Genomic DNA, 26,984 nt, shown 5'->3' with positions numbered 1-26,984 from the left:
GTCAGCTGCGGGGGCGGCCCGGGGGGAGGAGTGTGGCGGCGGCTGCTGCCGCCAACAGGGCCAGGCCCGCCAGGGCCGCCGCCAGTGCGGTCCAGCCCACGGCCTGGAACACCAGCCCGGCGGCCCAGCCCACCACACTCGATCCCGCGTAGTAGCTCAGGTTGTATAGCGAGGATGCCTGCGCCCGGCCGGAGGTGGCCATGGCGCCCGTCCAGCCCGAGGCGATGCTGTGGGCGCCAAAGAACCCGGCGGTGAACAGCACCAGGCCCACCAGGATGACCGGCAGGGCGGGTGCCAGCGTCACGGCGAGCCCGACGGCCATGAGCGCCGTGGACGCCAGCAGCAGGGTGCGCCGGCCGAACCGGACGGCCAGGCCGGCCACCGTGCGTGAGGACACCGTCCCGGCCAGGTAGGCCAGGAACAGCAGCGCCACTGCCGAAGCCGGAAGCAGGTAGGGAGGCGCCTCCAGCCGGAAGCCCAGGTAGTTGTAGACGCTGACAAAGGCGCCCATCAAAAGGAATGCCTGTGCGTACAGGGCCAGCAGCGACTTGTTGCGCAGCTGCGGGACCAGCCGGGCCAGGACCATGCCGAAGCCGCCCCCTCCCCGGACCGGGACAAAGCCCCGGGGCCCGGGCGCCAGCAGCAGGAAGCCCGCCGCTGCGACGGCGGCGCAGACGGACACGGCAAGCGTGCCCATGCGCCAGCCGGCAAGGTCCGCCACCGGACCGGCCAGCAACCGCCCAAACAGCCCGCCCAGGGTGGTGCCGGCCACGTACGCGCCCGCGGCTGCCGCAGCATTACGGGGACTGATCTCCTCGGTCAGGTAGGCAATCGCGAGGGCCGGGATGCCGCCCAGGGCCGCCCCCTCCAGGGCGCGCAGCGCCAGCAGCACCTCAAAGTTGGGGGCGGCCGGCACCAACAGCCCGAAGATGGTGGCCAGGATGACGGCCAGTCCCATGGTGCGCACCCGGCCGACGCGGTCGGCCACAAAGGACCACGGAAGCACCGCCACGGCCAGACCCATCGTGGCCGCGGAAATGGTCAGGGCCGCCTGGGCGGCCGTGACGTGGAGGTCGCGGGACAGGAGGGGAAGCAGGCCCTGGACGGCATACAGCTGGGCAAAGGTGGCAACGCCGGCGCACGCCAGTGCGGCCAGCACGCGCCGGTAGCCGGCACTGCCGAGTTGGTGTCCGGCCCACGGGGCTGCCGGTGCCGCTGTCCCTGCCTGGTTCGCGCTCATCACCCTTCAACGGTAAGACCGCCGAACTAATGCGTCCAATGCATGATTATTTCAAAATACATCCAAATATGCATGACATCCGGCGTGCCGCGTGGTTCCATGAAGCATGGACGACGACCACGCGGAACTTTCCGGGCTGCTGCCCGTGCTGCCCATCCTGGTGGAACTGGGTGCCAGCCGGCACGTCACGGCCACCGCCCACGCACTGGGGCTCCCACAGTCCACGGTGAGCCGGGCACTCTCCCGGGCGGCCGCCGTCGTCGGCACCCCGCTGCTGCTGCGCAGGGGGCGCGGCGTGGAGCTGACGCCCGCTGCGCTGGCCCTCATCCCGAAGGCGGCCGAAGCGCTGGATGCCGTGCGCACGGGCCTGGCCCTGGCCCGCCAGGAATCCGGAAAGTCGTTCGGCCGGATCCGGGTGGCCTTCCAGCACACCTTCGGGGAGGCCGCACTGCCGCTGCTCATCCGGGCCTTTGCCTCGGACAACCCCGGTGTCACCTTCGACCTGCAGCAGGGGAGCCGGCAGTTCTGCCTGGATCTTTTGGAAAGTGGCACGGCCGACCTGGCGCTGGTGGCCCCGCCGCCGGTGCCAAACAGCGTGATCGGCGCAGAGGTGCTGTATTCGGAACCGCTGAAGCTGGTGGTCCCCGAGGGCCACCGGCTGGCCGGATCGGCCGGGACCAGGCTCGACGCCGTCCGGGACGAAGGCTTTGTCATGCTGGAACCCGGCTACGGCATGCGTTCCATCGTCGAGGCCCTGTGCCACAGCGCCGGATTCCGTCCACGGGTCGCCTTCCTGGGCCAGGACCTGCACACCATCCGCGGCCTCGTCTCGGCGGGCCTGGGCGTGGCCGTGGCCCCGCCGGCGCGGGTCAGCCTGCCGGCGCCGCACGGCAGCGTCCTCGGCTGGCGGGAAGTGGACATCACCTGGCCTGCCGCGCGCCGCGACATCGGCCTGGTGTGGCGGAACCGGCCTGACGGCCCCGCCCAGGCGGCCCGGTTCCGGGACATGGTGCTCGCCGGGGGCCGAGAACTCCTCGGCGGCGCGGACCGCCAGTAGCCGCAGGCGGCGCCCTCCGCCGAAACATGCCCCGCTGAAGCGCGCCCCTTAACGAAACACGCCCGGCGGCTGCCTACAGCCCGTCCAGGAAGCCCCTGACGATGTCCGCGACCGGCCCGGCGGCCGCCTTTTGCCACGCGGTCCCGGCCCACAGGTTCAAGGCTGCGCGGTCGCCGGACGCTCCAGCGGCGGCACGCAGCGGACCCGTCAGGAAATGCACTTCCGGATAGGCATGGGGCGCCCCGGCCGAATGGGCCCGGACAAAATCGTTGACCAGCGCCCGCGCCGCACGCCCCGTGAAGGCCCGGGTGACGGCGGTGGCCGTGAACGCAGGATCGGCCAGCGCCTCCTTGTGCAGCGCCCGGGCGCCGCTTTCATCGCTGCGCAGCACGGCCGTGCCCAGCTGGACCGCCTCGGCGCCGGCCGCCAGGACGGCCCTGGCCGTCGCCGCGTCGCCAATTCCGCCGGCGCCGACGAGGGGAAGCCCGACGGCGGACCGCACCTGGGCGACCAGTTCCACGACACCCGGCGCACCCTGGGGCGCGTCCGGAAGGAAGGCTGCGGAGTGCCCGCCGGCGTTGGCGTGCTGCACCACCAGGGCGTCCACGCCGGTGGCAGCCGCGGCCAGGGCCTCCTCAACGCCGGTCACGGATGCCACCACCCGGGTGCCCTTGCCGTGCAGCGCCGACACCACGGATTCCGGTGCCAGGCCGAAGGTGAAGGAGACCAGCGGCACGGGATCGTTCAGCAGCAGGTCCAGCTTTTCGTCCCAAAAATCCCGTGCCTTGGGGTCTGCCGCGTCCGGCAGCGCCGCGGGCAGTTCCGTGCCCAGGCGTTCGGCCTCGCCGGCCAGCTCCGTGCGGTAACGGGCCAGTGCGGCGGCGTCGCCGGACGGGAGCGCCCCACTGCGCGGCACGAAGAGGTTCACACCAAAGTCTCCGCCGGCCGCACGCAGCGGGGCCAGGTGCCCGGCAAGGGCCGTGGCGGTGAGGTACCCGCCTGCCGCATACACAAACGCGCCGGCGCCGCGGGCCGCCAGGGCGAGTTCCGGCGTCGTGGTTCCCCCGGCCATGGGGGCAATGATGATGGGGGAGGCGAACATGCCACTAGTCTAGATGAGTGACTCCCGACACCCTGAAATCCCGCGCCCTGCCGAAGACCGTGCTCGGCCTGGACATCGGCGGGTCCAAGACCCGCGGCATCCTGTGGGTGGACGGCGAAGTCGCCGCCGATGCGAGCGCCGGCAGCGCCAACGTGCAGAACGTGAGTGTCGAGACGGCGCGCGAACACCTGGCCGCGCTCTGCGGCGCGCTGGACAGCCCCCGCCCGGACGTGGTGTTTGCCGGCGCCGGCGGCGTGGACACGGACGACGATGCCGCTGCCCTTCGGGCGCTCATCTCGCCTTTTGTGCCCGGGGCCAAGGTCACCGTGGTGCACGACACCCGCCTGCTGCTCGCTGCGGGCGGCGCGTCCACCGGCGTGGCCGTGATTGCGGGCACGGGCTCGGCTGCCTGGGGCACCAATGCCGACGGCGCCGAGGCGCGCGCCGGGGGATGGGGCTACCTCCTCGGCGACGAGGGCAGCGGCTACTGGCTGGGGCGCGAGGCCGTGCGGCACAGCCTGCACCGGATGGACCTGGGGGCCGTGCCGGACGAGCTGACGCTCGGCCTGCTTCGGTATTGCCGGCTGGAGCAGCCCGGCGAACTGATTGCGCACTTTCACCAGGGCACCACGCGCCGCTACTGGGCGGCCGCGTCGCCGGTGGTCATCGCGGCCGCCGCCAACGGCCACGCCGGCGCGCTCGCGATGGTGGACCGGGCCGGCGCCGACCTGGCCGCCATGGCGCACCAGGTGGCGGTGCAGCTGGGCGTGGCGGGCCCCATCGTGCTGGGCAGCGGACTGGGCAGCAACGTGCCGGCCCTGCAGGCGGCCTTCCGGCGGCACCTGGCGGCCAGGGGGCTGGGCGACGTGCGGATCCTGGACCAGGACCCGATCTTTGGGGTGCCCCGTCTTGTTGCCGACGGCGCCGCGGCGGACGCCGGCTAGGTACGGCTAGCCTTTCGGCGGCGGGGCGGTGCTGCCGCGCACCACCAGGGTCGGGGCCACCAGCTCTGGACAGCCCTCCCGGTCCGGGTCGGCGATCTGTGCCAGGAGGTGCAGCACGGCGCGGCGTCCGGTGTCCTCGAACGACTGGCGGATGGTGGTCAGCGGCGGGTTGGCGTAGGCGGCCAGGTCGATGTCGTCAATGCCCACCACGGAAACGTCGCCGGGAATGCGCCGGCCCAGTTCGCCCAGGGCCCGGATGACGCCAAACGCCATTTCATCGCTGGCCACCAGGATGGCGGTCACCTCCGGCATGCGGCCCAGGATCAGCCCGTTGCGGTAGCCGGACTCCGGGCTCCAGTCGCCGTGCAGCTCCGGCGGCACTTCGCGGCCGGCCTCCTGCAGGGTCCGCCGCCAGCTTTCCAGGCGGCTCGCGGCGTCGGACCAGTCGGCGGGGCCGGCCACATGCCACACGGTCTTGTGGCCCAGGTCGAGGAGGTGCTGCGTGGCCAGGACGGCGGCAAGTTCCTGGTCCACGCCCACCAGCCCTGCGCCGCTGCCGGCCGGACCGTCCGTGGTGACAGTGGGGATGTGGGCCGTCAGCTCGCGGACCTTTGCAGCGGCTTCCCGCAGCGGGGTGGCAATGACGAGTCCGTCCACGCCCTGCTGGACCAACCGGTTGACGGCGTCGGTCAGCGCCTGCACGCTGAGGTCGGAGGTGACCGAATTGACGGTGTAGCCGGCCTCGCGGGCACCCAGCTCAACGCCGAGCGCCAGCGAGGAACGTGAGTAGTGGTTGGTGGCCAGCGTCAGCAGGCCCAACGTCTTGGAGCGCCCGGTGACCAGGGCGCGGGCCATGTTGTTTTGGCGGTAGCCAAGCTCCTCGACGGCCGCCAGCACCCGGCGGCGCGTTGACTCCTGGACGTGGGGATGGTTGCTGAGGACGCGTGATACTGTCTGGGCCGAGACGCCGGCGGCTGCCGCGACGTCGCGCATGGCGGGGCCCCGCTTGAATTGTTGTTTCATGGTGTGCCTCCTCGCTCGGTTGCGCGGTCTCCGCCGGCTGCCCGGAGAGTGGTGCTTCAGTCCGGTGCCGGGTGGCCCGTCGCGCCTGCCACCATTGTAGGTGTTTCGCGTAACATGGCCGCCCCGGGGCCCACAAACGGACCCCGCATTTCACCAGCCGGGGAGCAGACGCCTATGCTTGTTATCCATAACAGTCTGTGCCTGCCGAACGAATGCCGGGAGAAGCCTTGTCCATGAATGCCCCAACGCCCGCCGAGGAGGCCGCACGCCTTCCCGCAACGCGCCGGTCAGGCCCCGGCCCGGCGCTCTCCTATTCCGGGCGGAAGCTCAGCCGGTACGGCCGGCCGCACCGGATCCTGGCCGGTGCCATGCACTATTTCCGCATCCACCCCGAGCTGTGGGAGGACAGGATCGCCCGGCTCGCGGCCATGGGGGTGAACACGCTGGACACCTACGTGGCCTGGAACTTCCACCAGCCCACCAGGGGGGTGGCCCCGGATTTCACCGGCTGGCGGGACCTTGCCCGCTTCATCACGCTTGCCGGCGACGCGGGCCTGGACGTCATTGTCCGCCCCGGACCCTACATTTGCGCCGAATGGGACAACGGCGGCTTCCCGGCCTGGGCCATTGCCGACCCGGAGATGGTGCTGCGCTCCTCGGATCCGCGCTTTACCCGCGTCGTGGGGGAGTGGTTTGACGGGCTCCTGCCCGTCCTCGTGCCCCTGCAGGCTTCGCACGGCGGCCCCGTGGTCGCCGTCCAGATTGAAAATGAATACGGCAGCTATGGCGACGACGCCGGCTACCTGCGCTGGAACCGGGCAGCGCTGCAGTCCCGCGGCATCACCGAAATGCTGTTCACGGCCGACGGCGGCACGGACTACTTCCTGGACGGCGGCGCCCTGCCGGACACCTGGGCGGCGGCGACCCTGGGCTCCGGCGGCGATGCGGCCGACGCCGTCTGGCGGCGCCGCCGGCCCGGCGAACCGTTCTTCAACGTCGAGTTTTGGAACGGCTGGTTTGACCATTGGGGCGAGGAGCACCACACCCGCGGTGCGGCCGATGCCGCCGCCGACGTGGCGAAGATCCTGGACCTTGGCGGTTCCGTCTGCCTGTACATGGCCCATGGCGGCACCAACTTCGGCCTGACGTCCGGGTGCAACCACGACGGCGCCATCCAGCCCACCGTCACCAGCTACGACTCGGACGCGCCCATCGGCGAGGACGGGCGCCTCACCGACAAGTTCCATGCCATGCGAAAAGTGTTCCATGCCGCGGCCGGCCGCGAGCCGGCCCCGCTGCCCGAGGCCCTGGCCCGCCCGGCCGCGGTCCTGCCGGCGTCGGGCATCGACCTCACGGCCGGCACCGGGCTCCTGGAACTGGTCCGCGCAGGGGAAGCCGCCGCCAGCATCAAGCCGCTGTCCTTCGAACAGCTGGGCCTGGACCGCGGACTGGTGCACCACACCGCCACGGCCGTCCTGCCCATCGGCGGCGGCACCATCAGGATCCGCGGCCTGCATGACCGCGCCTACCTGTGGATTGACGGTGTGCCCGCCGGCGTCCTGACGGACAGCACGGCGGAAGCCGGCCTGACGGTGGCCCACGCGGGCGGTCCGGCCGTGCTGGAGATCCTGGTGGAAAACCAGGGCCGCATCAACTACGGGCCGCTGTTCGGACAGGGCAAGGGCATCCTGGGCGGCGTGCTGGTCAACCAGCGCTACGTCTTCCACTGGGAGCAGCGGGCCCTGGACCCCGGCGCGCCGTTGGCGGAGCTGCTGGGCCGCGCGGGCGGCCGGGATTCGGGCAGCCAGGACCCGGGCGGTGAGGCGGGCGGCCGGGGACTCTTCCACGGCAGCCTCCACGTCGACGGACCGGCGGACACCCACCTGGCCCTGCCGGGCTTTGTCAAGGGGTTCGCCTGGGTCAACGGCTTCCTCCTGGGCCGCTACTGGGAGGTGGGCCCGCAGCATACGCTCTACGTCCCGGCGCCCCTGCTGCGGCCCGGGACCAACCGCATCACGGTGCTGGAACTGGAGCACGCCGGCACACAAGCGCAGTTTCGGGAGGCGCCGGAACTCGGCGCCCGGGGCGCAACCCACGTCGAGGACCTGGGCTGAGCACGCGCGGCCGTTCCCGCGGAGGCGGGGACGGGGCGGGTGCGGGCCGCCGGTAAGCTGTTCCCTGAAGGACGCGCCGCAGGCCCGGCCCGGCCAGCAGGGCCGCCGGACCCGGCAGACCAAGGGAGAACATGCACCTGTTACGTTTGGCCGCGTCCGCGGCCGTGGCGGTCATGCTGGTTGCGGGCACCACGGCCTGCACCACCAGCCCCATTGTCGTCATCCCCAGCGCCACGCAGTCGAAGCGGCCGGCGCTCGTGGTGGGGACCCCGGCCGTGCCGGATGGTTCGAACCCGCTGGAGGGCGTGCTGCTGGCCAATGTGTACGCCGAGGCAATGAACGCCGCCGGTCTGGCCGCCGTCGTCAAGCCGGAGGACCCCAAGGACCCCACGCTGCTGGACCAGGTGGCGGCGGGAAAGGTCGACGTCGTGCCGGGCTACTCCAGCGACATGCTGCTCGGACGGGACCCGTCGGCGGGTGCCACCGCGCCGGCAGCAGTGCCCGCCGCCCTGAAGGCCGCACTTCCGGCCGGGACCGCCCTGTTGGACCCGGCCGCGGCCAATGACAACGATTCCCTCGTGGTCACGGCGGTGACGGCGGAAAAATACCACCTGAAGACCATCTCCGACCTGGCAAAGGTGTGCGCCAAGCTCAGCTTTGGCGGCTCGGCCGCCTTCCACACCAAGGACCGCGGCCTGGCCGCCGTCGGTGCCGACTACAACTGCGTCCCCAAGACCTACCGGGAACTGCCTTCCACCCACGACGAACTCCTGCTGGCGCTGCTGCGCGATGACATCCAGGTCGCGGACATCCACAGCACCTCGCCCGCCATCGACGACAACGCACTGGTGGCCCTGACCGACACCAAGGGCATCTTCCGGCCCGAAAACGTGGTGCCGGTGGTCAACGAGGCCAAGGTGCCCGCCGACGTGCAGGCGGTCCTGAACAAGGTCTCCGCTGCGCTCGGCAACGACGAACTGGTCAACCTGAACCGCATCGGCGCCGGCATGCACTTCGGCTCCCCGGCACAGGTTGCCAGGTCCTGGCTGGTGCAAAACGGGCTCGTCAAGGCCACTTCCTGACCATTGGCACTGCCCCGGCGGGCACGTCACACAGGCACCGGCAGGGACGGTGTGCAATATTTGGTTAATGGCAGATTTCAAGCAGTCCACCAAGCTTCACAACGTCCTCTATGACATCCGCGGCCCCGTGCTGGAACGGGCCCAAAAGCTGGAGTCCGAGGGCCACCGCATCCTGAAGCTGAACATCGGCAACCCGGCCCCCTTTGGATTTGAGGCGCCCGACGCCATCCTCGTGGACATGATCCGCCACCTGCCGCACGCCCAGGGGTACAGCGATTCGCGCGGAATATTCTCGGCACGGACCGCCGTGGTCCAGTACTACCAGACGCGGGGCATCCACAACATCAGCGTCGATGACGTCTACCTCGGCAACGGCGTCAGCGAGCTCATTACGCTCTCCCTCATGGCACTGCTGGACAACGGCGACGAGGTCCTGGTGCCCACCCCGGACTACCCGCTGTGGACCGCGTCGGTCAGCCTGGCCGGCGGGAGGCCGGTGCACTACCTGTGCGACGAGGACAACGGCTGGTGGCCGGACCTGGCGGACCTGGAGGCGAAGATCACGCCCCGGACCAAGGGCCTGGTCATCATCAACCCCAACAACCCCACGGGCGCGGTCTACCCGCCCCACGTCCTGAAGTCCATGGTGGACCTGGCCCGCAAGCACGGGCTGATCGTGTTCTCGGATGAGATCTACGAGAAGATCCTCTACGACGGCACCGAGTTCACCAACACCGCCATGGTTACCGGCGACGACGTGCTGTGCATGACGTTCAGCGGGCTGTCGAAGGCGTACCGGATCTGCGGCTACCGTTCCGGCTGGCTGGCCATTTCCGGGCCCAAGTCCAGGGCCGCGAACTACCTTGAGGGCATCAACCTGCTGGCCAACATGCGCATGTGCGCGAATGTGCCGGGCCAACACGCCATCCAGACCGCCCTCGGCGGGCACCAGAGCATTGAGGATCTCATCCTGCCGGGCGGGCGGCTGCGCGAACAGCGGGACGCCGCCTACCGGCTGCTCAACGAGATCCCCGGCGTTTCCGTCAACCAGGCCAAGGGGGCGCTCTACCTCTTCCCCAAGCTTGATCCGGAAGCCTACCCGATCAAGAGCGATGAACAGTTCGCCCTGGACCTGCTGGAGCAGCAAAAGATCCTCATTTCCCACGGGACCGCCTTCAACTGGGTCCGCCCCGACCACTTCCGGCTGGTCACGCTGCCCAACGTGGAGGACCTTGAAGAAGCCGTGGGACGGATTGCCGAGTTCCTAGGCACCTACAAACCCTAGAAAAGGTGCCGCGGGGTCCCAGCTCAGCCCTCCGTTGAGGCGCGGGCGGCGTCGAGGCGGGCCTTGGCGCCTTCGAGCCATTCCTCGCACTTCCTGGCCAGCGCCTCCCCGCGCTCCCAGAGGGCGAGCGAGTCCTCCAGGCTGGAGCTGCCCGCCTCGAGCTGGTTGACCACGGCCACCAGTTGTTCGCGGGCCTGTTCGTAGCTCAGGATGGCAACGTCGGCGTTCTGCGGGTTCGTTGTTGAGGGTGTTTCGGGGCTCATGGCTGGTCCTTTGCTTCGAGCCGGCAGCGTCCGCCGGCGGTGTCGGTTGGCAGTGTCAGTTGGCAGTGTCAGTTGGTGGTGGCTGCGGCGCTGAAGTCGCCGCCCGCCACACGGATTTTCAGGGGTGTGCCGCCGGGCGCCTGGGCGGGGTCGCGCACAATGCTGCGGTCCGCAAGCTGCACCACGGCGTAGCCGCGGTCGAGCGTCTTTTGCGGGGACAGGGCGCGCACCTGGGCACGGAGGTGGGTGAGCTGGTCGGCATGCCGCCCCACCTGGCTGCGCACCGCGGTCAGTGCCCGCCCGCCGAGCCGGGCGATGTCATCGGCACGGGCCGTGAGCATGCTTTCGGGGCGGGCCATGGCCGGCCGGGAGCGGAGCTGGGCCAGCCGGTCGCCTTCGCGCTCCAGCAGCTGGTTGATGCGGCGGTTGAGCTGGGTGCGTGACTGGTCCACGCGCCGCAGTTCCTCGCCGACGTCGGGGACGATCCGCTTGGCGGCGTCGGTCGGGGTGGAGGCGCGCAGGTCCGCGACGTCGTCCAGCAGCGGGCGGTCCGCCTCGTGGCCGATGGCACTGACCACCGGCGTCACGGCGTCGGCCACGGCACGGACCAGCGATTCGTGGCTGAAGGGCAGCAGGTCTTCCAGGGAGCCGCCCCCGCGGGCAATGACAATCACATCCACGGCCGGGTCGGCGTCAAGCTCCCGCAGCGCCCCGATCACCGCCGTGACGGCATTGACGCCCTGGACGGCGACCTCGCGCACTTCGAATTCCACCGCCGGCCAGCGCAGCGCGGCATTGCGCAGCACGTCCTTCATGGCATCCGAATTGCGCCCCGTGACCAGCCCGATCCGGTGGGGGAGCAGCGGCAGCCGCTTCTTGCGACGCGGGTCAAACAGGCCTTCGGCGGCCAGGGCCTGGCGCAGCTGCTCAATCCTGGCCAACAGATCGCCCAGGCCCACGGGCCGGATGTCCCGGCCCTGCATGGACAGGCGGCCGGTTTTCAGCCAAAAATCCGGTTTCAGGAGCGTCACCACGCGGGCGCCGCGCTCCAACGGAGTGGCGAGCTGGCTGAGGACCGAACCCCAGACCGTGACACTGAGCGAGACCTCTGCGTCGACGTCGCGGATGGTGAGATAGCTGACATTGGCCCGCTTGTTGAGTTCAATGATCTGCCCCTCAACCCAGGCCGCGGGCGCCCTGTCAATATGGGACTTCAGCTTTTGGCTCAGCATGGCCAGCGGCCACGGGTTCTCCGGGGATGTCTGTGCCGCCGTGGGCGGAAGCACTTTCCGTTCCGGGGTTTCCTGCATGGGCAACGCGCTCCGTCCTGGTGGGCAACACAATCCTTGGGAAACAAATTCTGCTTCCACTCTAGCTTTGGCCAGCGACAACCCCCCGCCGTTATCCACAGGCGCCCGGGGTGGTAATCCGCCAGGCGTGTGGCGGGGACGCCAATATTCTTCGAATAAAGTGGTATCCCACCACCTCAATCAAGGGATTATTCATGCGCTCACTGGTCTCCGCCATCCTGGTCATCGCTGCGCTGGTGCTGGCCGCCATCAGCGGTCCCGCGGTGTGGACCGAACGCAACATAGTGGACCAATCCGGCTTTGTGGCCCTGGCCGGGCCGCTGGGCGCCAACGCAGACTTCCAGCAGGCCCTCTCCTCCATGGTCGCCAGACAGGCAACCGCCAAGCTGAACCTGCCACCGGAACTCCAGGGCCTGGCCGCCGGCATCATCAAGTCGACCTCCCAGTCCCTCTACACACAGCCCGGTTACCCCGAGGCCTGGTCGGAAACGCTGCGCCGCAGCCACACGCTCACCTTCGACCCGTCGGCACAGCAACAGGGCAGTGGCGACGTCCACCTGGACGTCGCCCCGCTGGTGGGGCTGGTGGGTGCAAAGATCTCCGCCGACACGGGCGTCAGCCTGTCCACGCCGAAGCAGGTGCTGGTCAGCCTGGACCAGCCGACGGTGGCCAAGGCCATTCCCGTGGTGACCAAGGTGGGGGCCGCGGGACAGTGGCTGGCGCTCGCCGCCGTGCTCCTGCTCCTGCTGGCCGTGGCTGTGGCGCGGCGAAGGGCGCTGACACTGGTCCTGGCCGGCCTGGGGATGGGCGTGGTGGCCCTGGCCTGGCTGGTGGGCACGGGCTCTGCGGCCGGGCAGGTCAGCAGGATCGGCGCGGGAAGCGCGGTGGTGGCACGGTTTGGGAGCGAACTTGCCGCGCAAGCCCAGGCAAGCTGGCAGTGGGGCATCGTGCTCGGCTTCATCGTGGCGGTCGCGCTGGTGGTTGTCGGCCTCCTCACAGGCCTGCTGGGCAGGGGGCGGGCAACGTAGGATGGGGGCATGAGCACCACTGCCGTTTCCGTCCCCATGCCCGCCGTTCCGCGCCGCCGCCGGTCTCCCGAAGAGGTCGCTGCCGCAGCCCCCGTGGCCGGCGCCAAACGGGTCCTGCTGGCCGCCCCGCGCGGCTACTGTGCCGGCGTGGACCGTGCCGTGATCGCCGTGGAAAAGGCGCTGGAACACTATGGTGCGCCGGTCTACGTGCGCAAGCAGATCGTGCACAACGTCCACGTGGTCTCGACGCTTGAGGAACGCGGCGCGATCTTCGTCGAGGAAACCGACGAGGTGCCCGAAGGCGCGCTGGTCGTGTTCTCGGCACACGGGGTGAGCCCCGCCGTCGTGCAGTCCGCCGAAGACCGGAAATTGCGCACCATCGACGCCACGTGCCCCCTTGTCACGAAGGTCCACCGCGAGGCAGTGCGCTTTGCCAAGGCGAAAAACCACATCCTGCTCATCGGCCATGTGGGCCACGAGGAGGTCGAGGGGACCTACGGAGAGGCGCCGGAAAGCACCACGATTGTGAACAACCCGGCCGAAGCCCGCACCGTGCAGGTCGAGGATCCGGAACACCTGATCTGGCTGTCGCAGACCACGCTGTCCGTGGACGAGACGATGGAGATTGTCAAGATCCTGCGTGAACGCTTCCCGAAACTGCAGGATCCGCCCAGCGACGACATCTGCTACGCCACCACCAACCGCCAGGTGGCCATCAAGAAAATTGCACCGCAGGCCGAGCTGGTCATTGTGGTGGGTTCGGCCAATTCCTCCAACTCGGTGCGGCTGATGGAGGTCGCCTTGGAATACGGTGCCAAGGCCTCCCACCGCGTGGACTTTGCCAACGAGATCGACGAATCCTGGTTTGAAGGCGTGGCCACCGTCGGCGTGAGCAGCGGCGCCTCCGTCCCGGAAATCCTGGTCCAGGACGTGCTGCACCTCCTCGCCGGGTACGGCTACGGTGCGGTGGAGGAAGTGGTCACCGCTGAGGAGGACATCCTTTTCTCCCTGCCCAAGGAACTGCGTGCCACGCTCAAGGCAGCCGGCGACACCTCCCGCGGCCTGGGCGGCCACGGACACGCCGGCTAGCCCGCTTGTTCCTCCAGCTCCGGTGCCGTGAGGGATCTCGGCACGGCTTCCACCAGGGCGGGGGCGGACAGCGTGTTGGGGTCGAAGGCGTTCAGCTTCCGGGCAGTGGGAAGCACCCGGGACTCGAGCGTGCCGACCAGCTTGTTGTAGCGCTCCACCGAGGTTTTCAGCGAGGCCCCCACCCCGGAGACGGCCTCGCCCATGACGCCCAGGCGTGAATACAGCTGCGCCGAGAGGTCAAAAAGTTCCTTGGCGCTTTCCGTGAGCACATCCTGGCGCCAGCTGAACGCGATGGACTTCAGGATGGCCAGCAGGGAAATCGGCGAGGCCAGCACCACGCTCTTGCCCATGGCGTAGTCCAGCAGCGAAGGATCCGCGACCAGGGCGGAGGACAGGATGGATTCCACCGGCACAAAGCAGATGACCAGTTCCGGGGAATTGTGGGCGGACGTCCAGTATTTCTTGGCGGCCAACGCATCCACGTGGGCCTTTACCGCCTTCGCGTGGCGGGCCAGGTGCGCGTCCGCGCCGGCACCTGCGGACGGGCCGGCGTCGTGCGCGTGCAGGTAGGAGGACAGCGGCACCTTCGCATCCAGCACCAGTTCCTTGCCGCCGGGCAGGTGGACCACCATGTCGGGGCGGTGCGCGCCGTCGGCCGTGGCCGTGTGGACCTGTTCCTCAAAGTCCACATGGGCCAGCATGCCGGCAGCCTCCACGACGCGGCGCAACTGCACCTCGCCCCACTTGCCGCGGGCGTTGTTGGAGCGCAGCGCGGACTCCAGGGAGGTGGTGGTGGCCAGGAGCCGGGCGTCGGCATCCTTGGCTTCACGCAGCTGTTCGGCGAGCTGGCCGTACTGCTCCACCCGGTCCCGCTCCAGGAGCGCCACCTGCCGCTGGACGGCATTCAACTTTTCCGACACCGGGCCCAGGGCCTGCAGCACGGAGGAATCCGAGCCCTGCTGGGCGGACAGCGCACGGTTCTGGTTGAACAGGAGACGGCGTTCGGCGTCGGCCGCGGCAAAGTTCGCATTCACCTCGCCGGTCTCGCGCCGGGCAGCGGCAGCCTCGCCCTGCGCGGCGAGCAGGCGCCCGCGCATCAGCCACGCAGCCACGGCGGCGCCGGCCAGCACGCCGGCCAACAACATCAATACGGCCACAAGCCATCCAATTCCAGTCATGCCTCCACCTTGCCACGGGGGTCTGACATGCACGGCCAGCGGCACAGGCCCGCCCCGCAAAACCAGCCCGAAGGGCCCGTACCGTCCGGCCATTGCCCCAGGCGGCGAAATCCGGGCCCTGCCGGTACGATTGACGGGTGGCACTTACAATTGGCATCGTCGGACTGCCCAACGTCGGCAAATCAACCCTTTTCAACGCACTGACGCGCAACAACGTGCTCGCGGCAAACTATCCGTTCGCCACGATCGAGCCGAACGTTGGCATGGTCAGCCTGCCCGATCCGCGACTGGCCCGGCTGGCCGAGGTCTTCGGATCCCAGCGGCTGCTGCCGGCGACGGTGTCCTTTGTGGACATCGCCGGCATTGTCAAGGGCGCCTCGGAGGGCGAAGGGCTGGGCAACAAGTTCCTGGCCAACATCCGCGAGGCGGAGGCAATCGCCCAGGTCATCCGCGTCTTTGACGACCCGGATGTGGTGCATGTGGACGGGAAGGTGGATCCCCGCTCCGACATGGAGACCATCAATACCGAGCTGATCCTCGCGGACCTGCAGACCATTGAAAAGGCCGTCCCGCGCATTGAAAAGGCCGTCAAGCTCAAGCAGCGCGAGGCTGCCGAGCTCAACGCCGTCAAGGCCGCGCAGGCCGTGTTGGAGCGTGGCGACACCATCTTCTCCGCTGTAAAGACTGACAAGCTGGAGACGGAACACCTGAAGGAACTGGGCCTGCTGACGGCCAAGCCCTTCATCTACGTCTTCAACGTGGACGACGCCGTGCTGGGCAACCCGGAGCGCCAGGCGGAGCTGCGCGAGCTGGTGGCCCCTGCCGATGCGATCTTCCTGGATGCCAAGCTGGAGGCCGACCTTGTGGAACTTGACGAGGACGAGGCCCGCGAAATGCTGGAGATGAGCGGCCAGGAGGAATCCGGGCTGGACCAGCTGGCCCGGGTCGGCTTCCACACCCTGGGCCTGCAAACGTACCTGACTGCCGGGCCGAAAGAGGCCCGTGCCTGGACCATCCGCCAGGGCGACACCGCCCCGCAAGCGGCCGGCGTGATCCACTCCGACTTCCAGCGCGGCTTCATCAAGGCCGAGGTGGTCCACTTCGAGGACCTCATCGAAGCCGGGTCCATGCACGAGGCCAAGGCCAAGGGCAAGGTGCGCATTGAAGGCAAGGAATACGTCATGCACGACGGCGACGTGGTGGAGTTCCGCTTTAACGTCTAGCGTTATTGACGCACTCCGTTATACACTGGTGTCATGATCAGATCGTTCGGTGACCGCGACACTGAGTTCGTCTGGTTGCGCGAACGGGCGAAACGTATCGACCCGCGAATACATAGGGTGGCGAATCGGAAGCTGCATCTGCTGGATGCGGCGACGACCCTCGACGCTCTGCGGGTGCCTCCGGGGAATCGCCTGGAAGCTCTCAAGGGTAATCGGGCTGGTCAGCACAGTATTCGAATCAACGACCAGTGGCGGATCTGCTTCCGTTGGACCGACGCCGGACCCGAGAACGTCGAGATCGTGGACTATCACTGAGGAGGAGACGATGACTCAGAAGCTCTATCCGCCGATTCACCCTGGCGAGATTCTCATGGAGGACTTCATCAGGGGCTTCGGCATCACGCAGAACAAGGTCGCCGTGTCGATCGGTGTGCCTCCGCGGCGTATCAACGAGATTGTGCATGGCAAGCGAGCCATCACTGCCGATACGGCTCTGCGGCTCGGACAGTACTTCGGCATCGACCCGCAGTTCTGGCTGAATCTTCAGTCCCAGTACGAGCTGGAGCTTGCCCGCGACGCCGGGGCGGCGACCTACGCACAGATCACGCCTTTGAAAGCGGCATGAGAGTGGGCGTCAACCTTGTGAGGAGAGGAAGCGGAGTTCCGCTCATCGCAGTGCATGGCAACGGCGTCGATCACCGGCTGCTGTTAGCGCTCGACGACTGTTTCGCGGGTGACGGTGACTGGGAACGGATCTATCTCGACCTTCCTGGTTTCGGTGAGACGGCTCCGCTCGACGACGTTGGCGGACTTCCGGAACTCGCACAGTGGCTCGTCGAAATGATCCGCGAGCTTGTCGAAGAGGGCCCGTTCGCGCTCCTAGCGAATTCGATGGGCGGACTTCTCGCGAGGCATGTGGTCGCCGCGCTCCCTGATCAAGTAATGGGCCTCGCCCTGATTGCTCCAGCGGTTGAGCCTGACGCAGCGCTGCGCCGCCTACCGAAGTTCGAAGTACTCGAGTGCGATGCGGGTGTGCTGGATGCACTGACACCCGCGGACCGTGAAGAATTTGCGGGTATCGCGGTGCGTCAGGACGATGAGTCTTGGAAGGCATTTCGCGATCATGCGCTTCCGGGTATTCGTGCCGCCGATCAGGCCGCAATGGATCGTCTTTCGCGGCGCTACTTTCTCGAGGAGCGGCCCGAGGATGTGTTCAACCAATTTGATGGCCCGACGGTGATCATCACCGGACGGCAGGATCATGTCGTGGGTTTCGAGGATCAGTTCACCTTGCTGATGCACTATCCACGAGCAAGCTACGTCGTGATCGACGGGGCCGGGCACAATGTCCATCTTGAACGGCCTGCGGTCGTCGAGGCTACGTTGCGGGACTGGGCGCAGGATCTGATGCGGCAACACAAGGGCTCGTCGACGCATACTGTGTGACTAATTGCACAGATGCAGATGTGACGTATAGAGGTTGCCATCTGCGGCGACGTGGTGGAGTTCCGCTTCAACGTCTAAAACACCTTGGGAACGCTCTTCGGAACATTATCCGGGGAGCGTTTTCCCGTATCCCCACCATAAGGCTGAAACTGCCATTCCAGCTGCTTCGTGTAGAGCCGGCGCTTGGTCGATGACCATTTTTGCGCGGGTATCGGTCAGACATGGCCTGGGCCATCCGACCGCCAGAACGATTGCAGCCGGAAACCACTCTGCGCTAGGGTTCAAACGGTTCCGGATTGCAACCACATAGGGAGATCTCATGGTTCAGACGCGGGTGCACAACCTGTTCGTTTCTTCAGATGGATACGCCGCTGGTGATTACGTGACGCTCGAAAAGCCGATCGGTGGAGCCGGGGCGCTTTTCAGCAAGTTCGACGGCCGCGTCATCCATGGCATTCATGGCACGGACGACCCCGTGACCGTGGATCGGGCCATGTTCAGCATGTGGGGCCAGGGCATCGGGGCGGAGATCATGGGGCGCCGAAAGTTCGGTCCGCAGTCGGGGCAATGGCCCGACGACGGCTGGGAAGGATGGTGGGGAGGCGAACCGCCTTTCCTCACTCCGGTGTTCATCCTGACCCACTATCCCCGCAAACCACTCGAGTTCGCCAACGGCACCAGCTTTCATTTCGTCGATGCGTCCCCGGAAAAGGCGCTTCGCCTGGCTCAGGAAGCCGCAGGTGGGTTGGACGTTCGGATTGGCGGCGGGCCCTCGACCGTGGGTGAGTTCCTCCAAGCTGATCTCATCGACTTCCTGCATGTGGCGATCGTTCCGATCGTGCTCGGCACCGGGGTCCGGATTTGGGACCACCTTGCAGGCTTGGAAGACCGCTTCAGCGTTGAATCCATCAGCACGTCCAGCGGACTGACGCATCAGCTGTGGAACAGGAACAACCGCGTGTGAAGGCTCCACCCCGGTATCAGGTCGCTGCAAAGTGCAAGAATGCCGTGGGGTTCCGCTTCAAGGTCCAACCTTCCCGGCAGCCGGATGTTGCCGGCACGGATCAAAAACGACCCGATTCCAGCACGGTGCATGCGGGAATCGGGTCGTTTTTGATGCCTGGGGTTTCCCCTGACTACACGTACCGGGGGCGGCCGCTCACGACTCCGACAAGTTAGCTTGCAGCCTTGCGGACGTACTCCGCGATCTTCTTTTCGGTCTCCGGGGTCAGCGCCAGCACGGCGAACGAGGTTACCCACAGATCTCCGTCATCGAGATTAGCTGCCTCTTCGAAGCCGAGGGTGGCGTAGCGGGACGTGAACTTCGAGGCGGCCTTGAAGAACACGACGACCTTCCCCTCATCGTTGGCGTAGGACGGGAAACCATACCAGGTCTTCGGAACGAGATGCGGGGCGACTTCGGAAACAATCCTGTCGATGCCCTCGGCGAGAAGCCGGTCGGCCTCCGGCAACGCGGCGATTGCCTCCCGGACCGCCTGCTCGCCTGCAGCGCGGTTTTTCCCTGCCTTTTCCTGTGCCCGCAGCTCCGCGGCGCGCTGTTTGACGGCCTCGCGTTCTTCCTTGGACAGCCCGGCGGTCTTCTCGGCCATGTGATTCTCCTAAGTTCAATTGCGGCATTCATTCGTGGTTCAGAATCACACTACTGCCATCGGTCGAGGCGCGCTTCTTGAGTCCTGCTCGCCTGTTTCCCGAACCGGCTGGCTTGATCCTGCGTGGGCATTCTCGATTGATCTCCCCGCCCAGCGTCCATGCCTGGCGAACGCCACGGGTGCCTTGCACGGGGAGAATGCGGGCGTTACGCGTTTCAGCTGTCCTGCTTTTGAGTTTTTCGGTGGCCGGGTGTTCCAGCGGCACGGCTTGCCCGCCATCGGGTGGTGCGAGACCGTTCTTCCCATTCGTGACCGGCGGGCACACCCGCAGCGACGGGGTCCTCCATGAATGTGATCGCGTCGGGCTCGGCGGGCGGTGAAGTCGGTCGACTGGCCTTGGCTGGCGCTGACCGTGACACCTGGATGGGCGGTGCGGAATTCGGCGAAGATGTTGAGATAGCCGGGGATGCTTCATCCGATGACGGCACCGCGGGCGAGGCCGGGGGGATCGCCGGCGGCCCCTTCGATGCGCCCGACTTCGGCCACGGTCAATCGGCCGTACGCCGAGTTCCCGCTCCAGCTTTGCGACTTGCGGAGACTGCGGACTGGTCGACGTGCAGCGCATCTGCCGCGGAGGTAAAGGATCCGCGCCGCTGAACCTCGATCGCATAATGGAGTTGCTGCAGTTCCACAACCAACAATGCCAGGTCCAGGAGGAATAATTTGTTGTACTTCTGGCAGATGACCGGTTAATCATGGGCTTATGACAACTTCTGGAGACCCGCCCACCCGCCCCGCCGACATCGCTGAGCCCTACTTCGCCTGCTGGGACGCGGGCGACCCGGAGCCGTTACGGCCCTTCCTTCACGCAGAGGTGACCTTCGACCCGCGCCCGATGTTCGCGTAGGGCAGGGGCGGCGCCTGAAGGGGCTGCTCCATCGTGAATTAGAACAGCGGCCAGGGCACTGCCGGCATCCCACCGCTCGGAGACGGGAACTGCCCGGCCCGGCGCAACTGGGCGCAGCGCGCGGCGAGGGATGCGATTTCTTCGGCGCTGAGCAAGTCGGCCAAGTCCCGGCCCAGCCCACCGCGCAGTCCTTCACTGACACGATCGATGCTTTCGCGTTCCTCGGCGGTCAGCGCATCTCCCAGCCACCCCCACAGCACCGTGCGCAGCTTGTGGTCACGGTGAAAGGTGAGCCCATGGTCCACGCCGTGCCGGTGGCCGTCCGGCATGGCCAGAATGTGGTCGCCTTTGCGGTCTGCGTTGTTCACGACGACGTCGAACACCGCCATGTGCCTGAGCGCCGGTGAGTCTTCGTGGACGAGGGTGACCAGTTGCCCGTTCCCATCGCGTCCCTGGAGAACGTGTTTCCAGCCCGACTCCGGCACCTGGTCCGTCGCGATCAGGTCGACGGCGCTCTGGTCGGGGTCCTGCTCCTGCCAGAGCTGCACCATACCTTCGCCCATGGGGCCATCGCGCAGCCAGGTGTGCGGGACAACGTCCCAGCCAAAGGCCTGGGAGACCAGGTAGGCGGCCACCTCACGGTGGGCCAGGGTGCCGTGGGGAAAATCCCACAGTGGGCTTTCGCCGGCTATCGGCTTATAGACGACCATCACGTCGCCGATGTTGCCCAGGAAGGTGGCGTTTGAAGCAGTCGTGATGCGGCCGGTCAGCTTCAACTCGGCGGTCACGAGATCCAGTGCCGGCATCAGGGCTCGGGAAGGGTGCAGGTGTGCCCGTCGGCGTCGATGGGGTAACCGCAGAGCGGGCATGCAGGTCGTCCGGCGCCCACGACCTCACGGGTGCGCTTGGCGAATGCACGGGCGGCGCCTACCGGCATCCGCACCAGCAGCATTTCGGTCTCGTTGGCGTCATCCATATCGGGCGATTCATCGTCAACGTCAACGTCGACGTCGGTGATGGGATAGGCCTCCATGACGACCTGCGCCGTCGTTGGGTCCCAGCCCAGGCTCAGGGTCCCTGCGCGGAACTGCTCCTGAACGGGCTCGAGCTGGTCATTGTCGACAAGTTCAATGGGAGTGCTGGGGGGAACGCTGAAGGGGTTGCCCTCAACGGTCATGAGCTGGTCGAGAATTTCGTCGATCTTCTCCGCGAGCAGGGCCGACTGCTGCTTCTCGAGGGCAACACTGACGATCTGCGCCCCCAGGCGGACCTGCAGGTAGAACGTGCGCGCCCCCGGAAGGCCAATGGTGCCAACGACGACCCGATCGGGCCAGGCAAACTCGTGAACACTTGTAGGCATGTCAGTATTCTAGGCACACGAAGTTCTTGGCGCCTTTTACCTGGCACCGCCGCCCACCGGCGCATCGCCGGATTGGATGCCGTTCGACAGCCAGGACAGATCACCGGCGTCGGTGTTGGTCGCGTGGACGATCGGCCGGCTGGCTCCGTAGCGCACGATCGATACGGAGGCGGGACCGACGTTGATGCGCTGAAACAGGTCAAGGTGCATGCCGAGTGCGTCGGCGAGTATTGACTTGATGATGTCACCGTGGCTCACCGCCGCCCACACTGCACCCGGCCCGTGCTCGGCTTCGAAGGCTGCATCGTGGCGGCGGATCGCTGCCACCGACCGGGCCTGCATGGCGGCCATGGATTCGCCGCCGGGAAAGACGACCGCGGACGGTTGGGACTGCACCACCGGCCATAGGTCCTCGGTTGCGAGATCGGTGAGCGTGCGGCCCTGCCACCGGCCGTAGTCGCATTCGGTGAGATTGGGATCGACCGGCGCGTAGGGCGTGCCCGCCTGCCGATCGAGAATGTGCCGGGCCGTCTGCTGACAACGCTCAAGGGGGCTGGACACCACCCCGACCAGGGGAATGGCCGCGAGACGGCCACCGGTCACGGCCGCCTGGTCGCGCCCGGTCTGGTCCAGGCTGACGCCGACGGCCCTTCCGGCCAGCAGCCCGGTGGCATTTGCTGTGGTGCGGCCGTGCCGCACGAGGATAACTGTCGCCATGCAGCCAGCCTAACCACCCGGTCGACGGCGGTGTGAACACACAGGGGCGCGCCTCCCGTTGCCGGCGGCCCCACGCCCTGAAGTGACACCCAGTTGATTGTCCTTGTGACTTACGGCATAGTTTCTTGCGTCGACGCGCGGACGCCGAAACGTCGGGCATCGGCGCCGGGGCGACTCAGCGAAGCACACAAGGCTGCTTCCCGTAAACCACCGGAGGATAAAACATGAAACGTCACGCCGTACTGACGTCGGCAGCGCCCGAACCCATCGGCCCCTATTCCCAAGCGGCCACGATGCCCGGACTCTCGCTGCTCTTCTTGTCCGGGCAGGCACCCGTCGACCCCTCCACGGGCAAGCTGGTGGAAGGCGGCGCCGAAGACCAGACGCGCCAGGCCTTTCATAACCTGGCACAGGTGCTTTCGGAGGCAGGCCTGGGCTGGGACAATGTTGTCAAGGTCAATGTGTACCTGACAGCCATGGCGGACTTCGAGGCCATGAATTCTGTTTACCAAGAGACTTTCAGCGAACCGTTTCCGGCCCGCACCACGGTTGCCGTGGCGGGGCTGCCACTTGGTGCCCGAGTGGAAATTGAACTGGTCGCAGTGCGCTGACCGGGCCCACGTGAAGCAGCTTCCCATCATGGGACTCCATTTCCTCCGCTGTGTTGAGTGCGACAATGCGGCCTTTCACCGCCGGAACCTTTCACACAACCAGCCCTGGGCCCCGTAGGCCCGTGGGCCCAATCCCGCCCACGCCATCACACCGCCCCGCCACCTGCCGATTCCGCGGCTGCCGTGGGAGAACGCCAAAATGAGCGCGAAAGTAGTCCAATGCGGGCGGGTATTCGACGGCGGCTCCCCCCCCACCTTCGCAGGGACGTGGAGATCCTCCTCCGCGACGGGGTGATCGAGGAAATGTCACGGGCAGTGAGCCGCCTTGCGGATGTCGAGGTGATCGACCTGCGCGACTGTACCGTGTCGCCTGGTTTCATCGACTCCCACGTGCACCTGACGATGAACGCTGCCACCCTCGCCGGGCAAACGCTGGGTTCGACGGCCACGAAGGCGTTGACCGGCCCCGCCATCGCTCGCAGGTACCTTGATGCGGGGTGCACGACGTTGCGCGACCTGGGTGCGATGGACCCTGGGAATCCGACGATCGATCTGCGCAATGCCATCGACGCCGGGCTCGTTCGCGGGCCCCGGCTGATCGTGGCGGCGCACATCATCAGCCCTACCGGCGGGCACGGCGACATCAGCGGGTTCTACACTTCCCGCTGGGATCTGCCGGTGTCGACGCTCGCCGATGATCGGGCTGCGGTGCGCGCGGCAGTGCGCCGCGAGCACTCCATCGGTTCCGCCTGGGTCAAGACGGTCAATGCGGGAGGCTACTTCAGCTTCGGTGACGACCCTGCCGTCAACACGTGGTTCGACGATGAGATGGAAGCGCCCTGCGCCACGGCGAGGCAGTTGGGCATGCCTGTCGCAGTACACACAGGGGCGGCCGACGCATGCAAACAGGCCATCAAGATGGGGGTGCGGAGCCTGGAGCACGCGTACCTCATTGATGAGGAAGGAGTGCGGATGGCCGCCGAATCAGGGGTCTTCATCGTGCCGACCATGCAGATGTCGTCTTCGGCGCCGATTGCGGGAAGTTCCCGTTCGACCACGGCATCAAGGAGTTTACAGCGACGGTGGCGGCCGGTCCCAGCCCCTTGCGCGCGCTCAAGGCCGCTACCTCAACGGCGGCACGCATGCTCGGCCGGCAGGACATCGGCACCTTGAAGGTCGGGTCGTGTGCCGACATCGTCGCGATGCCGGGCGACCCCCTGGACGACATCGCGGTGACCGGGCAAGTCGACTTCGTCATGGCACGCGGGGACGTTGTGCGTCGAGGTGGGGTGTCGGTTTAGCGCCTGGTCGGACCTGCTTGGCCCTGACCGGTCGGTGGCGGATCCGCCCAGCCGGGTGATTGCCACGTGGATCCCGAATTACGCGACCCGGCAGGAACGCAAGGGCCGCCGCGCGTCGGGCGTCATCCCTCAGGCACCGTGCCCGCCTGCCTGGCCGGCACCCCCACAGCGGCACCCGCACCGACAGTTATGCCCGGGAGCACGGTCACGTTGGCCCCGCACCACACGCCCGCGCCGATCACGACGCGGGCCGGGTGTATGTCCGCCCGCCGGCCCGGCAACATTTCGTGGTTCAACGTGGTGATGACGGCGTTGTGGCCGATCAGGGAACCAGCGCCGATTTCAATGCCGCCCTGGTCCTGGAACCGGCAGCCGCTGTTGACGAACACGCCGTCGCCAAAGCGGATGTTCCTGCCGAAGTCAGCGCTGAATGGCGGGAAGAGCTGGAGCGACCCGGGGACCTCGCGCCCGGTCAGCTCACCCAGCAGGGCCCGGACCTCATCGGGGGAATGGTAGCGGCCGATCAGCTCGGCGGTAATGCGCAGCGAGTCCTGGCTGGCGGCGTGCATGGCCGCGTGGTGCGGCGAGCCGCCGGGAATCGTTTCCTGGGCCTTCAGCGCAGCCAGGAGAGCGTCGAGTCCTTGGATATCCGCCATGTGCCCACCCTATGGTGCACCCGGCCAATCGAGACCGCCGGGAGTCCTGAAGCTGTCCCGGCGCCGGCGGACCCCGCCACCGGCGGCGAGAGACCATGCCGCATGGCACCAGCCGCACAAACGCGGCTGAAGATTCCCGCCGCCGGCCTGCCAATGCTGGAAATTGCGGGCGGTTCAGGCCTACTGTGAAGGCATGGCTTCAAGAGCAGACAGGCACAAGGGCATTCCCGTTCCACCCGTCGCCATGGCAGCTGCAGTGGTCTTGCAACGGTTGGCCCCGAAGGGCCGCAGGGCGCGGCGGCTGCGCCGCGTGGTCGCGGTGGCACTGGCGGCGGGGTCAGGAACCTTGCTGCTGTCCACGCTTGGCGCTTTCGCCCGGAACGGCACCACGGCCGATCCCACGGCGCCCGGGAACGCCTCGGTGCTCGTCACCGGCGGCAGCAACGGATTATCACGCAATCCCATGTACCTTGCCGTGGCCGGGCTGCTCGTTGCCCATGCCGTGGAGCGGGGCTCCTTGCCGGCATGGCTGCCCGTCGGCGGGTTTGTCCTGGTGATGGACCGTTTCCAGATTGCCCGTGAGGAGGAGGCGCTGCGCAACCGCTTTGGCGAGGAGTACCTGCAGTACTGCGCCCGTACTCCGCGATGGCTGGACCGTCGTTCCGTGGACTTCACCAAACGGCGCTGAAGGCGGGCCGTTCCCGCCAGCCTGCCGGAGGGCACTAACCGATGGAGTAGACCAGCCCCTGGCCGCGCTCGGCCAGCCGGGCCGTAAACACCCTGGCCTTCCTCGCATAGGATTCAACGGTGCAGCGCCGTCCGTCCATGATGGCGGCCCAATCCGGCGAGACCAGGGATGAGTACGCCTGGTACATGGCCGCCAGGTCCAGCCGCGCCAGGTCCCGGGCCACCCCGGCAATATCCTGGGGCCCGAGGACCCGCTCGTAGGGCAGCCATCCGTAACCGTATTCCTTGACCTCACCCCGCAGCAGTTCAAAGGCAGGCCTTGGCGGTTTGTCGCGTGGCATGCCCAGGAGGTCCCTCAAGTCACGCCATGGCTTGTCCAACAGGAGCGCATCGGGAGGGTTCGGCCACGCATGTCCTGCCGGCAGCACGGGCAGGAACGCACGCGGATTGATGCGCGCAATGTTGACCAGCGGGGCAGGCACCGGAAGTGCGAAGTAGGTGATTCCCATGCAGCAATTTTTCCAGCGAACCGGGTTTCCTGCTTGAAGTTATCCACAGCCGGAGGCGTTACGCCCCTGTCCGCTCCGTGTCCGTCAACGCCTGCAGCACGCAAAACTCGTTGCCCTCCGGGTCCGCCATGACCACCCACGTGACGCCGGGGCCCTGGCCGACGTCCACCCGCCGGGCGCCCAATGCCTCCAGGCGTGCCACTTCCGCCGCCTGGTCGTCCGGGCGCAGGTCAAGATGGAGCCGGTTCTTCACCGCCTTGGGCCCGGGCACACGCAGGAACAGGATGTCCGGGACCATGCCGGCCTGCGGACTTCCGGCGGCAGGCTCGAGGACGACTTCATCGGGGTCGCCGTCCGCCATGACCTGCCAGCCCAGGGCATCAGCCCAGAAGCGGGCCGTCTCGGCCGGGGTGGTGGAGTCAAAGGACAGGTTTTGAATGAGGAGGGCCATGAACAAATTCTGCCGCCAAGGCCCGCCCCTGGCCACCCTGCCGGCGAAAGCCCGACAACCCCGCGTGCGCTGTGGAAGAGTTGTCCCATGGACACGCCCGGACACCGCACACCTGACGTCCCCGACACGCGCACAGCCCCGCCCTTCATGGCCGGGGACAGGGAGTCGCTGGAATCCTGGCTGGAGTTTTACCGCCAAACGCTGCCCATCAAGGTGGGCGGGCTGACTGCCGGGCAGCTGTGCCAGGCCGCAGTGCCGCCGTCGGCCCTGACGATTGCCGGCATTGTCCGCCACCTGACCGACGTCGAACGCTACTGGTTCTCCAACGTCGTCGCGGGCACCGCGCAGCCGGCCCGCTACGGCGCCGAGGACCCGGATGCCGACTTCAACGCCTACAGCCCGGACACGGCGCTCGCCGACGTTGCCGCCTACACGGGGGAACTGGCCCGGGTGCGCCCCCTGGCCGCCGCGGTGGCGGACCTCGACGCCCCGCTTCCCGCACTGCGGCACGGCCAGGAACTCAACCTGCGCTGGGTGTACACGCACATGATCGAGGAATACGCCCGGCACCTGGGCCATGTGGACCTGCTGCGCGAATGCCTCGACGGCTCCACCGGCTACTAACGCCTTTTAGGGCACGACGCCGCTTCGCTTATGCGCCGGACCGGAAGCAGGTCCGGCGCATCTTGTCCACTGGCGCCAAACCAGCGGCGGGTCCGGCGCATAACAAAAGCAGCCCGGCGCCCCAGGCAACCCCGGGACCGGCAAGGCGGCCTGCGGTAGTCTTTCAG

General features: G+C 67.5%; 30 protein-coding genes and 1 pseudogene. 17 read left to right on the top strand and 14 right to left on the bottom strand.

Annotation, left to right across the window (positions count from 1 at the left end):
- Nucleotide 1: 1 nt before the first annotated feature.
- Nucleotides 2-1,240 (bottom strand): MFS transporter, encoded by a 1,239-nt coding sequence (locus G6035_RS13810; RefSeq protein ID WP_176617678.1) that lies wholly within the window; start codon nucleotides 1,238-1,240, stop codon nucleotides 2-4.
- Between the two features lie 106 nt (nucleotides 1,241-1,346).
- On the opposite strand from G6035_RS13810, the gene G6035_RS13805 reads away from it, so the two are divergent.
- Entirely contained in the window at nucleotides 1,347-2,297 is a 951-nt protein-coding gene (locus tag G6035_RS13805; protein ID WP_176617677.1) for a LysR family transcriptional regulator, read from the top strand.
- Nucleotides 2,298-2,370: 73 nt separating this feature from the next.
- On the opposite strand, the gene G6035_RS13800 is transcribed toward G6035_RS13805, so the two are convergent.
- Entirely contained in the window at nucleotides 2,371-3,399 is a 1,029-nt protein-coding gene (locus tag G6035_RS13800) for a nitronate monooxygenase (RefSeq protein ID WP_176617676.1), read from the bottom strand.
- Nucleotides 3,400-3,416: 17 nt separating this feature from the next.
- On the opposite strand from G6035_RS13800, the gene G6035_RS13795 reads away from it, so the two are divergent.
- On the top strand, nucleotides 3,417-4,343 hold the full coding sequence (locus G6035_RS13795) for a BadF/BadG/BcrA/BcrD ATPase family protein (RefSeq protein ID WP_256884280.1): 927 nt from the start codon (nucleotides 3,417-3,419) through the stop codon (nucleotides 4,341-4,343).
- Between the two features lie 6 nt (nucleotides 4,344-4,349).
- Here G6035_RS13795 and G6035_RS13790 read toward each other — a convergent pair whose 3' ends face one another.
- Complete coding sequence (locus tag G6035_RS13790; protein WP_218063222.1) at nucleotides 4,350-5,366, bottom strand: LacI family DNA-binding transcriptional regulator; 1,017 nt, start codon at nucleotides 5,364-5,366, stop codon at nucleotides 4,350-4,352.
- Nucleotides 5,367-5,599: 233 nt separating this feature from the next.
- Between G6035_RS13790 and G6035_RS13785 the strand changes: the two genes are divergently transcribed.
- The 3 genes from G6035_RS13785 to G6035_RS13775 all read left to right on the top strand — a co-directional run bounded on the left by G6035_RS13785 (nucleotide 5,600) and on the right by G6035_RS13775 (nucleotide 9,847).
- A complete protein-coding gene (locus G6035_RS13785; RefSeq protein ID WP_176617675.1) occupies nucleotides 5,600-7,480 on the top strand; it encodes a glycoside hydrolase family 35 protein in 1,881 nt (626 codons plus the stop codon).
- 131 nt (nucleotides 7,481-7,611) lie between these two features.
- Nucleotides 7,612-8,562 carry a glycine betaine ABC transporter substrate-binding protein gene (locus G6035_RS13780; RefSeq protein WP_176617674.1) on the top strand — a complete coding sequence of 317 codons (951 nt, stop codon included), beginning with the start codon at nucleotides 7,612-7,614 and terminating at the stop codon, nucleotides 8,560-8,562.
- 67 nt (nucleotides 8,563-8,629) lie between these two features.
- Nucleotides 8,630-9,847: a pyridoxal phosphate-dependent aminotransferase gene (locus G6035_RS13775; protein ID WP_176617673.1), complete on the top strand. Its 1,218-nt coding sequence runs from the start codon at nucleotides 8,630-8,632 to the stop codon at nucleotides 9,845-9,847.
- Nucleotides 9,848-9,870: 23 nt separating this feature from the next.
- On the opposite strand, the gene G6035_RS13770 is transcribed toward G6035_RS13775, so the two are convergent.
- Nucleotides 9,871-10,110: an exodeoxyribonuclease VII small subunit gene (locus tag G6035_RS13770; RefSeq protein WP_176617672.1), complete on the bottom strand. Its 240-nt coding sequence runs from the start codon at nucleotides 10,108-10,110 to the stop codon at nucleotides 9,871-9,873.
- Between the two features lie 68 nt (nucleotides 10,111-10,178).
- The gene (xseA, locus tag G6035_RS13765; RefSeq protein ID WP_176617671.1) at nucleotides 10,179-11,420 is read right to left on the bottom strand and encodes an exodeoxyribonuclease VII large subunit; all 1,242 of its coding nucleotides are present in this window, start codon (nucleotides 11,418-11,420) and stop codon (nucleotides 10,179-10,181) included.
- A 194-nt stretch (nucleotides 11,421-11,614) separates the two neighbouring features.
- Between xseA and G6035_RS13760 the strand changes: the two genes are divergently transcribed.
- Together G6035_RS13760 and G6035_RS13755 are read left to right on the top strand one after the other, a co-directional pair.
- Nucleotides 11,615-12,448: a hypothetical protein gene (locus G6035_RS13760; protein WP_176617670.1), complete on the top strand. Its 834-nt coding sequence runs from the start codon at nucleotides 11,615-11,617 to the stop codon at nucleotides 12,446-12,448.
- A gap of 9 nt (nucleotides 12,449-12,457) precedes the next feature.
- Nucleotides 12,458-13,537, top strand: a complete 1,080-nt coding sequence (locus G6035_RS13755; RefSeq protein WP_176617669.1) for a 4-hydroxy-3-methylbut-2-enyl diphosphate reductase — start codon at nucleotides 12,458-12,460, stop codon at nucleotides 13,535-13,537.
- On the opposite strand, the gene G6035_RS13750 is transcribed toward G6035_RS13755, so the two are convergent.
- On the bottom strand, nucleotides 13,534-14,715 hold the full coding sequence (locus G6035_RS13750; RefSeq protein WP_176617668.1) for a DNA recombination protein RmuC: 1,182 nt from the start codon (nucleotides 14,713-14,715) through the stop codon (nucleotides 13,534-13,536). The genes G6035_RS13755 and G6035_RS13750 overlap by 4 nt on opposite strands.
- A gap of 137 nt (nucleotides 14,716-14,852) precedes the next feature.
- On the opposite strand from G6035_RS13750, the gene ychF reads away from it, so the two are divergent.
- The 5 genes from ychF (at nucleotide 14,853) to G6035_RS13725 (ending at nucleotide 18,348) form a co-directional block, all read left to right on the top strand.
- Nucleotides 14,853-15,938: a redox-regulated ATPase YchF gene (ychF, locus tag G6035_RS13745; protein ID WP_176617667.1), complete on the top strand. Its 1,086-nt coding sequence runs from the start codon at nucleotides 14,853-14,855 to the stop codon at nucleotides 15,936-15,938.
- Nucleotides 15,939-15,971: 33 nt separating this feature from the next.
- Nucleotides 15,972-16,253 (top strand): type II toxin-antitoxin system RelE/ParE family toxin, encoded by a 282-nt coding sequence (locus tag G6035_RS13740; protein WP_176617666.1) that lies wholly within the window; start codon nucleotides 15,972-15,974, stop codon nucleotides 16,251-16,253.
- Nucleotides 16,254-16,263: 10 nt separating this feature from the next.
- Complete coding sequence (locus tag G6035_RS13735; RefSeq protein WP_176617665.1) at nucleotides 16,264-16,563, top strand: HigA family addiction module antitoxin; 300 nt, start codon at nucleotides 16,264-16,266, stop codon at nucleotides 16,561-16,563.
- A 2-nt stretch (nucleotides 16,564-16,565) separates the two neighbouring features.
- Complete coding sequence (locus G6035_RS13730; RefSeq protein WP_256884282.1) at nucleotides 16,566-17,384, top strand: alpha/beta fold hydrolase; 819 nt, start codon at nucleotides 16,566-16,568, stop codon at nucleotides 17,382-17,384.
- 319 nt (nucleotides 17,385-17,703) lie between these two features.
- Nucleotides 17,704-18,348: a dihydrofolate reductase family protein gene (locus tag G6035_RS13725; RefSeq protein ID WP_176617663.1), complete on the top strand. Its 645-nt coding sequence runs from the start codon at nucleotides 17,704-17,706 to the stop codon at nucleotides 18,346-18,348.
- A 211-nt stretch (nucleotides 18,349-18,559) separates the two neighbouring features.
- Here G6035_RS13725 and G6035_RS13720 read toward each other — a convergent pair whose 3' ends face one another.
- Both G6035_RS13720 and G6035_RS20640 read right to left on the bottom strand, forming a co-directional pair.
- On the bottom strand, nucleotides 18,560-18,994 hold the full coding sequence (locus G6035_RS13720) for a hypothetical protein (protein WP_176617662.1): 435 nt from the start codon (nucleotides 18,992-18,994) through the stop codon (nucleotides 18,560-18,562).
- A gap of 548 nt (nucleotides 18,995-19,542) precedes the next feature.
- The gene (locus G6035_RS20640; RefSeq protein WP_371131018.1) at nucleotides 19,543-19,686 is read right to left on the bottom strand and encodes a LysR family transcriptional regulator; all 144 of its coding nucleotides are present in this window, start codon (nucleotides 19,684-19,686) and stop codon (nucleotides 19,543-19,545) included.
- A gap of 71 nt (nucleotides 19,687-19,757) precedes the next feature.
- Between G6035_RS20640 and G6035_RS13710 the strand changes: the two genes are divergently transcribed.
- Nucleotides 19,758-19,901: a hypothetical protein gene (locus G6035_RS13710; RefSeq protein ID WP_176617661.1), complete on the top strand. Its 144-nt coding sequence runs from the start codon at nucleotides 19,758-19,760 to the stop codon at nucleotides 19,899-19,901.
- 38 nt (nucleotides 19,902-19,939) lie between these two features.
- Here G6035_RS13710 and G6035_RS13705 read toward each other — a convergent pair whose 3' ends face one another.
- Genes G6035_RS13705 through G6035_RS13695 form a run of 3 tightly spaced genes read right to left on the bottom strand, consistent with a single transcriptional unit; the run spans nucleotide 19,940 to nucleotide 21,978 of the window.
- Nucleotides 19,940-20,707: an SCO1664 family protein gene (locus tag G6035_RS13705; RefSeq protein WP_176617660.1), complete on the bottom strand. Its 768-nt coding sequence runs from the start codon at nucleotides 20,705-20,707 to the stop codon at nucleotides 19,940-19,942.
- Nucleotides 20,707-21,261: a DUF3090 domain-containing protein gene (locus G6035_RS13700; RefSeq protein WP_176617659.1), complete on the bottom strand. Its 555-nt coding sequence runs from the start codon at nucleotides 21,259-21,261 to the stop codon at nucleotides 20,707-20,709. The genes G6035_RS13705 and G6035_RS13700 overlap by 1 nt, the downstream gene beginning before the upstream one ends.
- A 36-nt stretch (nucleotides 21,262-21,297) precedes the next feature.
- Nucleotides 21,298-21,978 carry a histidine phosphatase family protein gene (locus tag G6035_RS13695; RefSeq protein ID WP_176617658.1) on the bottom strand — a complete coding sequence of 227 codons (681 nt, stop codon included), beginning with the start codon at nucleotides 21,976-21,978 and terminating at the stop codon, nucleotides 21,298-21,300.
- A gap of 224 nt (nucleotides 21,979-22,202) precedes the next feature.
- On the opposite strand from G6035_RS13695, the gene G6035_RS13690 reads away from it, so the two are divergent.
- Entirely contained in the window at nucleotides 22,203-22,589 is a 387-nt protein-coding gene (locus G6035_RS13690) for a Rid family detoxifying hydrolase (RefSeq protein WP_176617657.1), read from the top strand.
- Nucleotides 22,590-22,808: 219 nt separating this feature from the next.
- Nucleotides 22,809-23,890: pseudogene (locus G6035_RS13685) on the top strand (amidohydrolase family protein).
- A gap of 122 nt (nucleotides 23,891-24,012) precedes the next feature.
- On the opposite strand, the gene G6035_RS13680 reads toward G6035_RS13685, so the two are convergent.
- Nucleotides 24,013-24,546, bottom strand: a complete 534-nt coding sequence (locus G6035_RS13680; RefSeq protein ID WP_176617656.1) for a sugar O-acetyltransferase — start codon at nucleotides 24,544-24,546, stop codon at nucleotides 24,013-24,015.
- A gap of 193 nt (nucleotides 24,547-24,739) precedes the next feature.
- Here G6035_RS13680 and G6035_RS13675 point away from each other — a divergent pair, with 193 nt between their 5' ends.
- Nucleotides 24,740-25,234: an isoprenylcysteine carboxylmethyltransferase family protein gene (locus G6035_RS13675; RefSeq protein ID WP_176617655.1), complete on the top strand. Its 495-nt coding sequence runs from the start codon at nucleotides 24,740-24,742 to the stop codon at nucleotides 25,232-25,234.
- 34 nt (nucleotides 25,235-25,268) lie between these two features.
- On the opposite strand, the gene G6035_RS13670 is transcribed toward G6035_RS13675, so the two are convergent.
- Nucleotides 25,269-25,742, bottom strand: a complete 474-nt coding sequence (locus G6035_RS13670; RefSeq protein WP_176617654.1) for a hypothetical protein — start codon at nucleotides 25,740-25,742, stop codon at nucleotides 25,269-25,271.
- 58 nt (nucleotides 25,743-25,800) lie between these two features.
- On the bottom strand, nucleotides 25,801-26,193 hold the full coding sequence (locus G6035_RS13665; protein ID WP_176617653.1) for a VOC family protein: 393 nt from the start codon (nucleotides 26,191-26,193) through the stop codon (nucleotides 25,801-25,803).
- Between the two features lie 87 nt (nucleotides 26,194-26,280).
- Between G6035_RS13665 and G6035_RS13660 the strand changes: the two genes are divergently transcribed.
- Complete coding sequence (locus G6035_RS13660) at nucleotides 26,281-26,817, top strand: DinB family protein (RefSeq protein ID WP_176617652.1); 537 nt, start codon at nucleotides 26,281-26,283, stop codon at nucleotides 26,815-26,817.
- The last annotated feature ends 167 nt before the right edge of the window (nucleotides 26,818-26,984 follow it).

Source organism: Arthrobacter sp. SDTb3-6 (genome assembly GCF_013376095.1).
GTDB lineage: Bacteria > Actinomycetota > Actinomycetes > Actinomycetales > Micrococcaceae > Specibacter.
The sequence above is the reverse complement of the archived record's forward strand: the minus strand, read 5'-3'. Positions and strand labels throughout refer to the sequence as shown.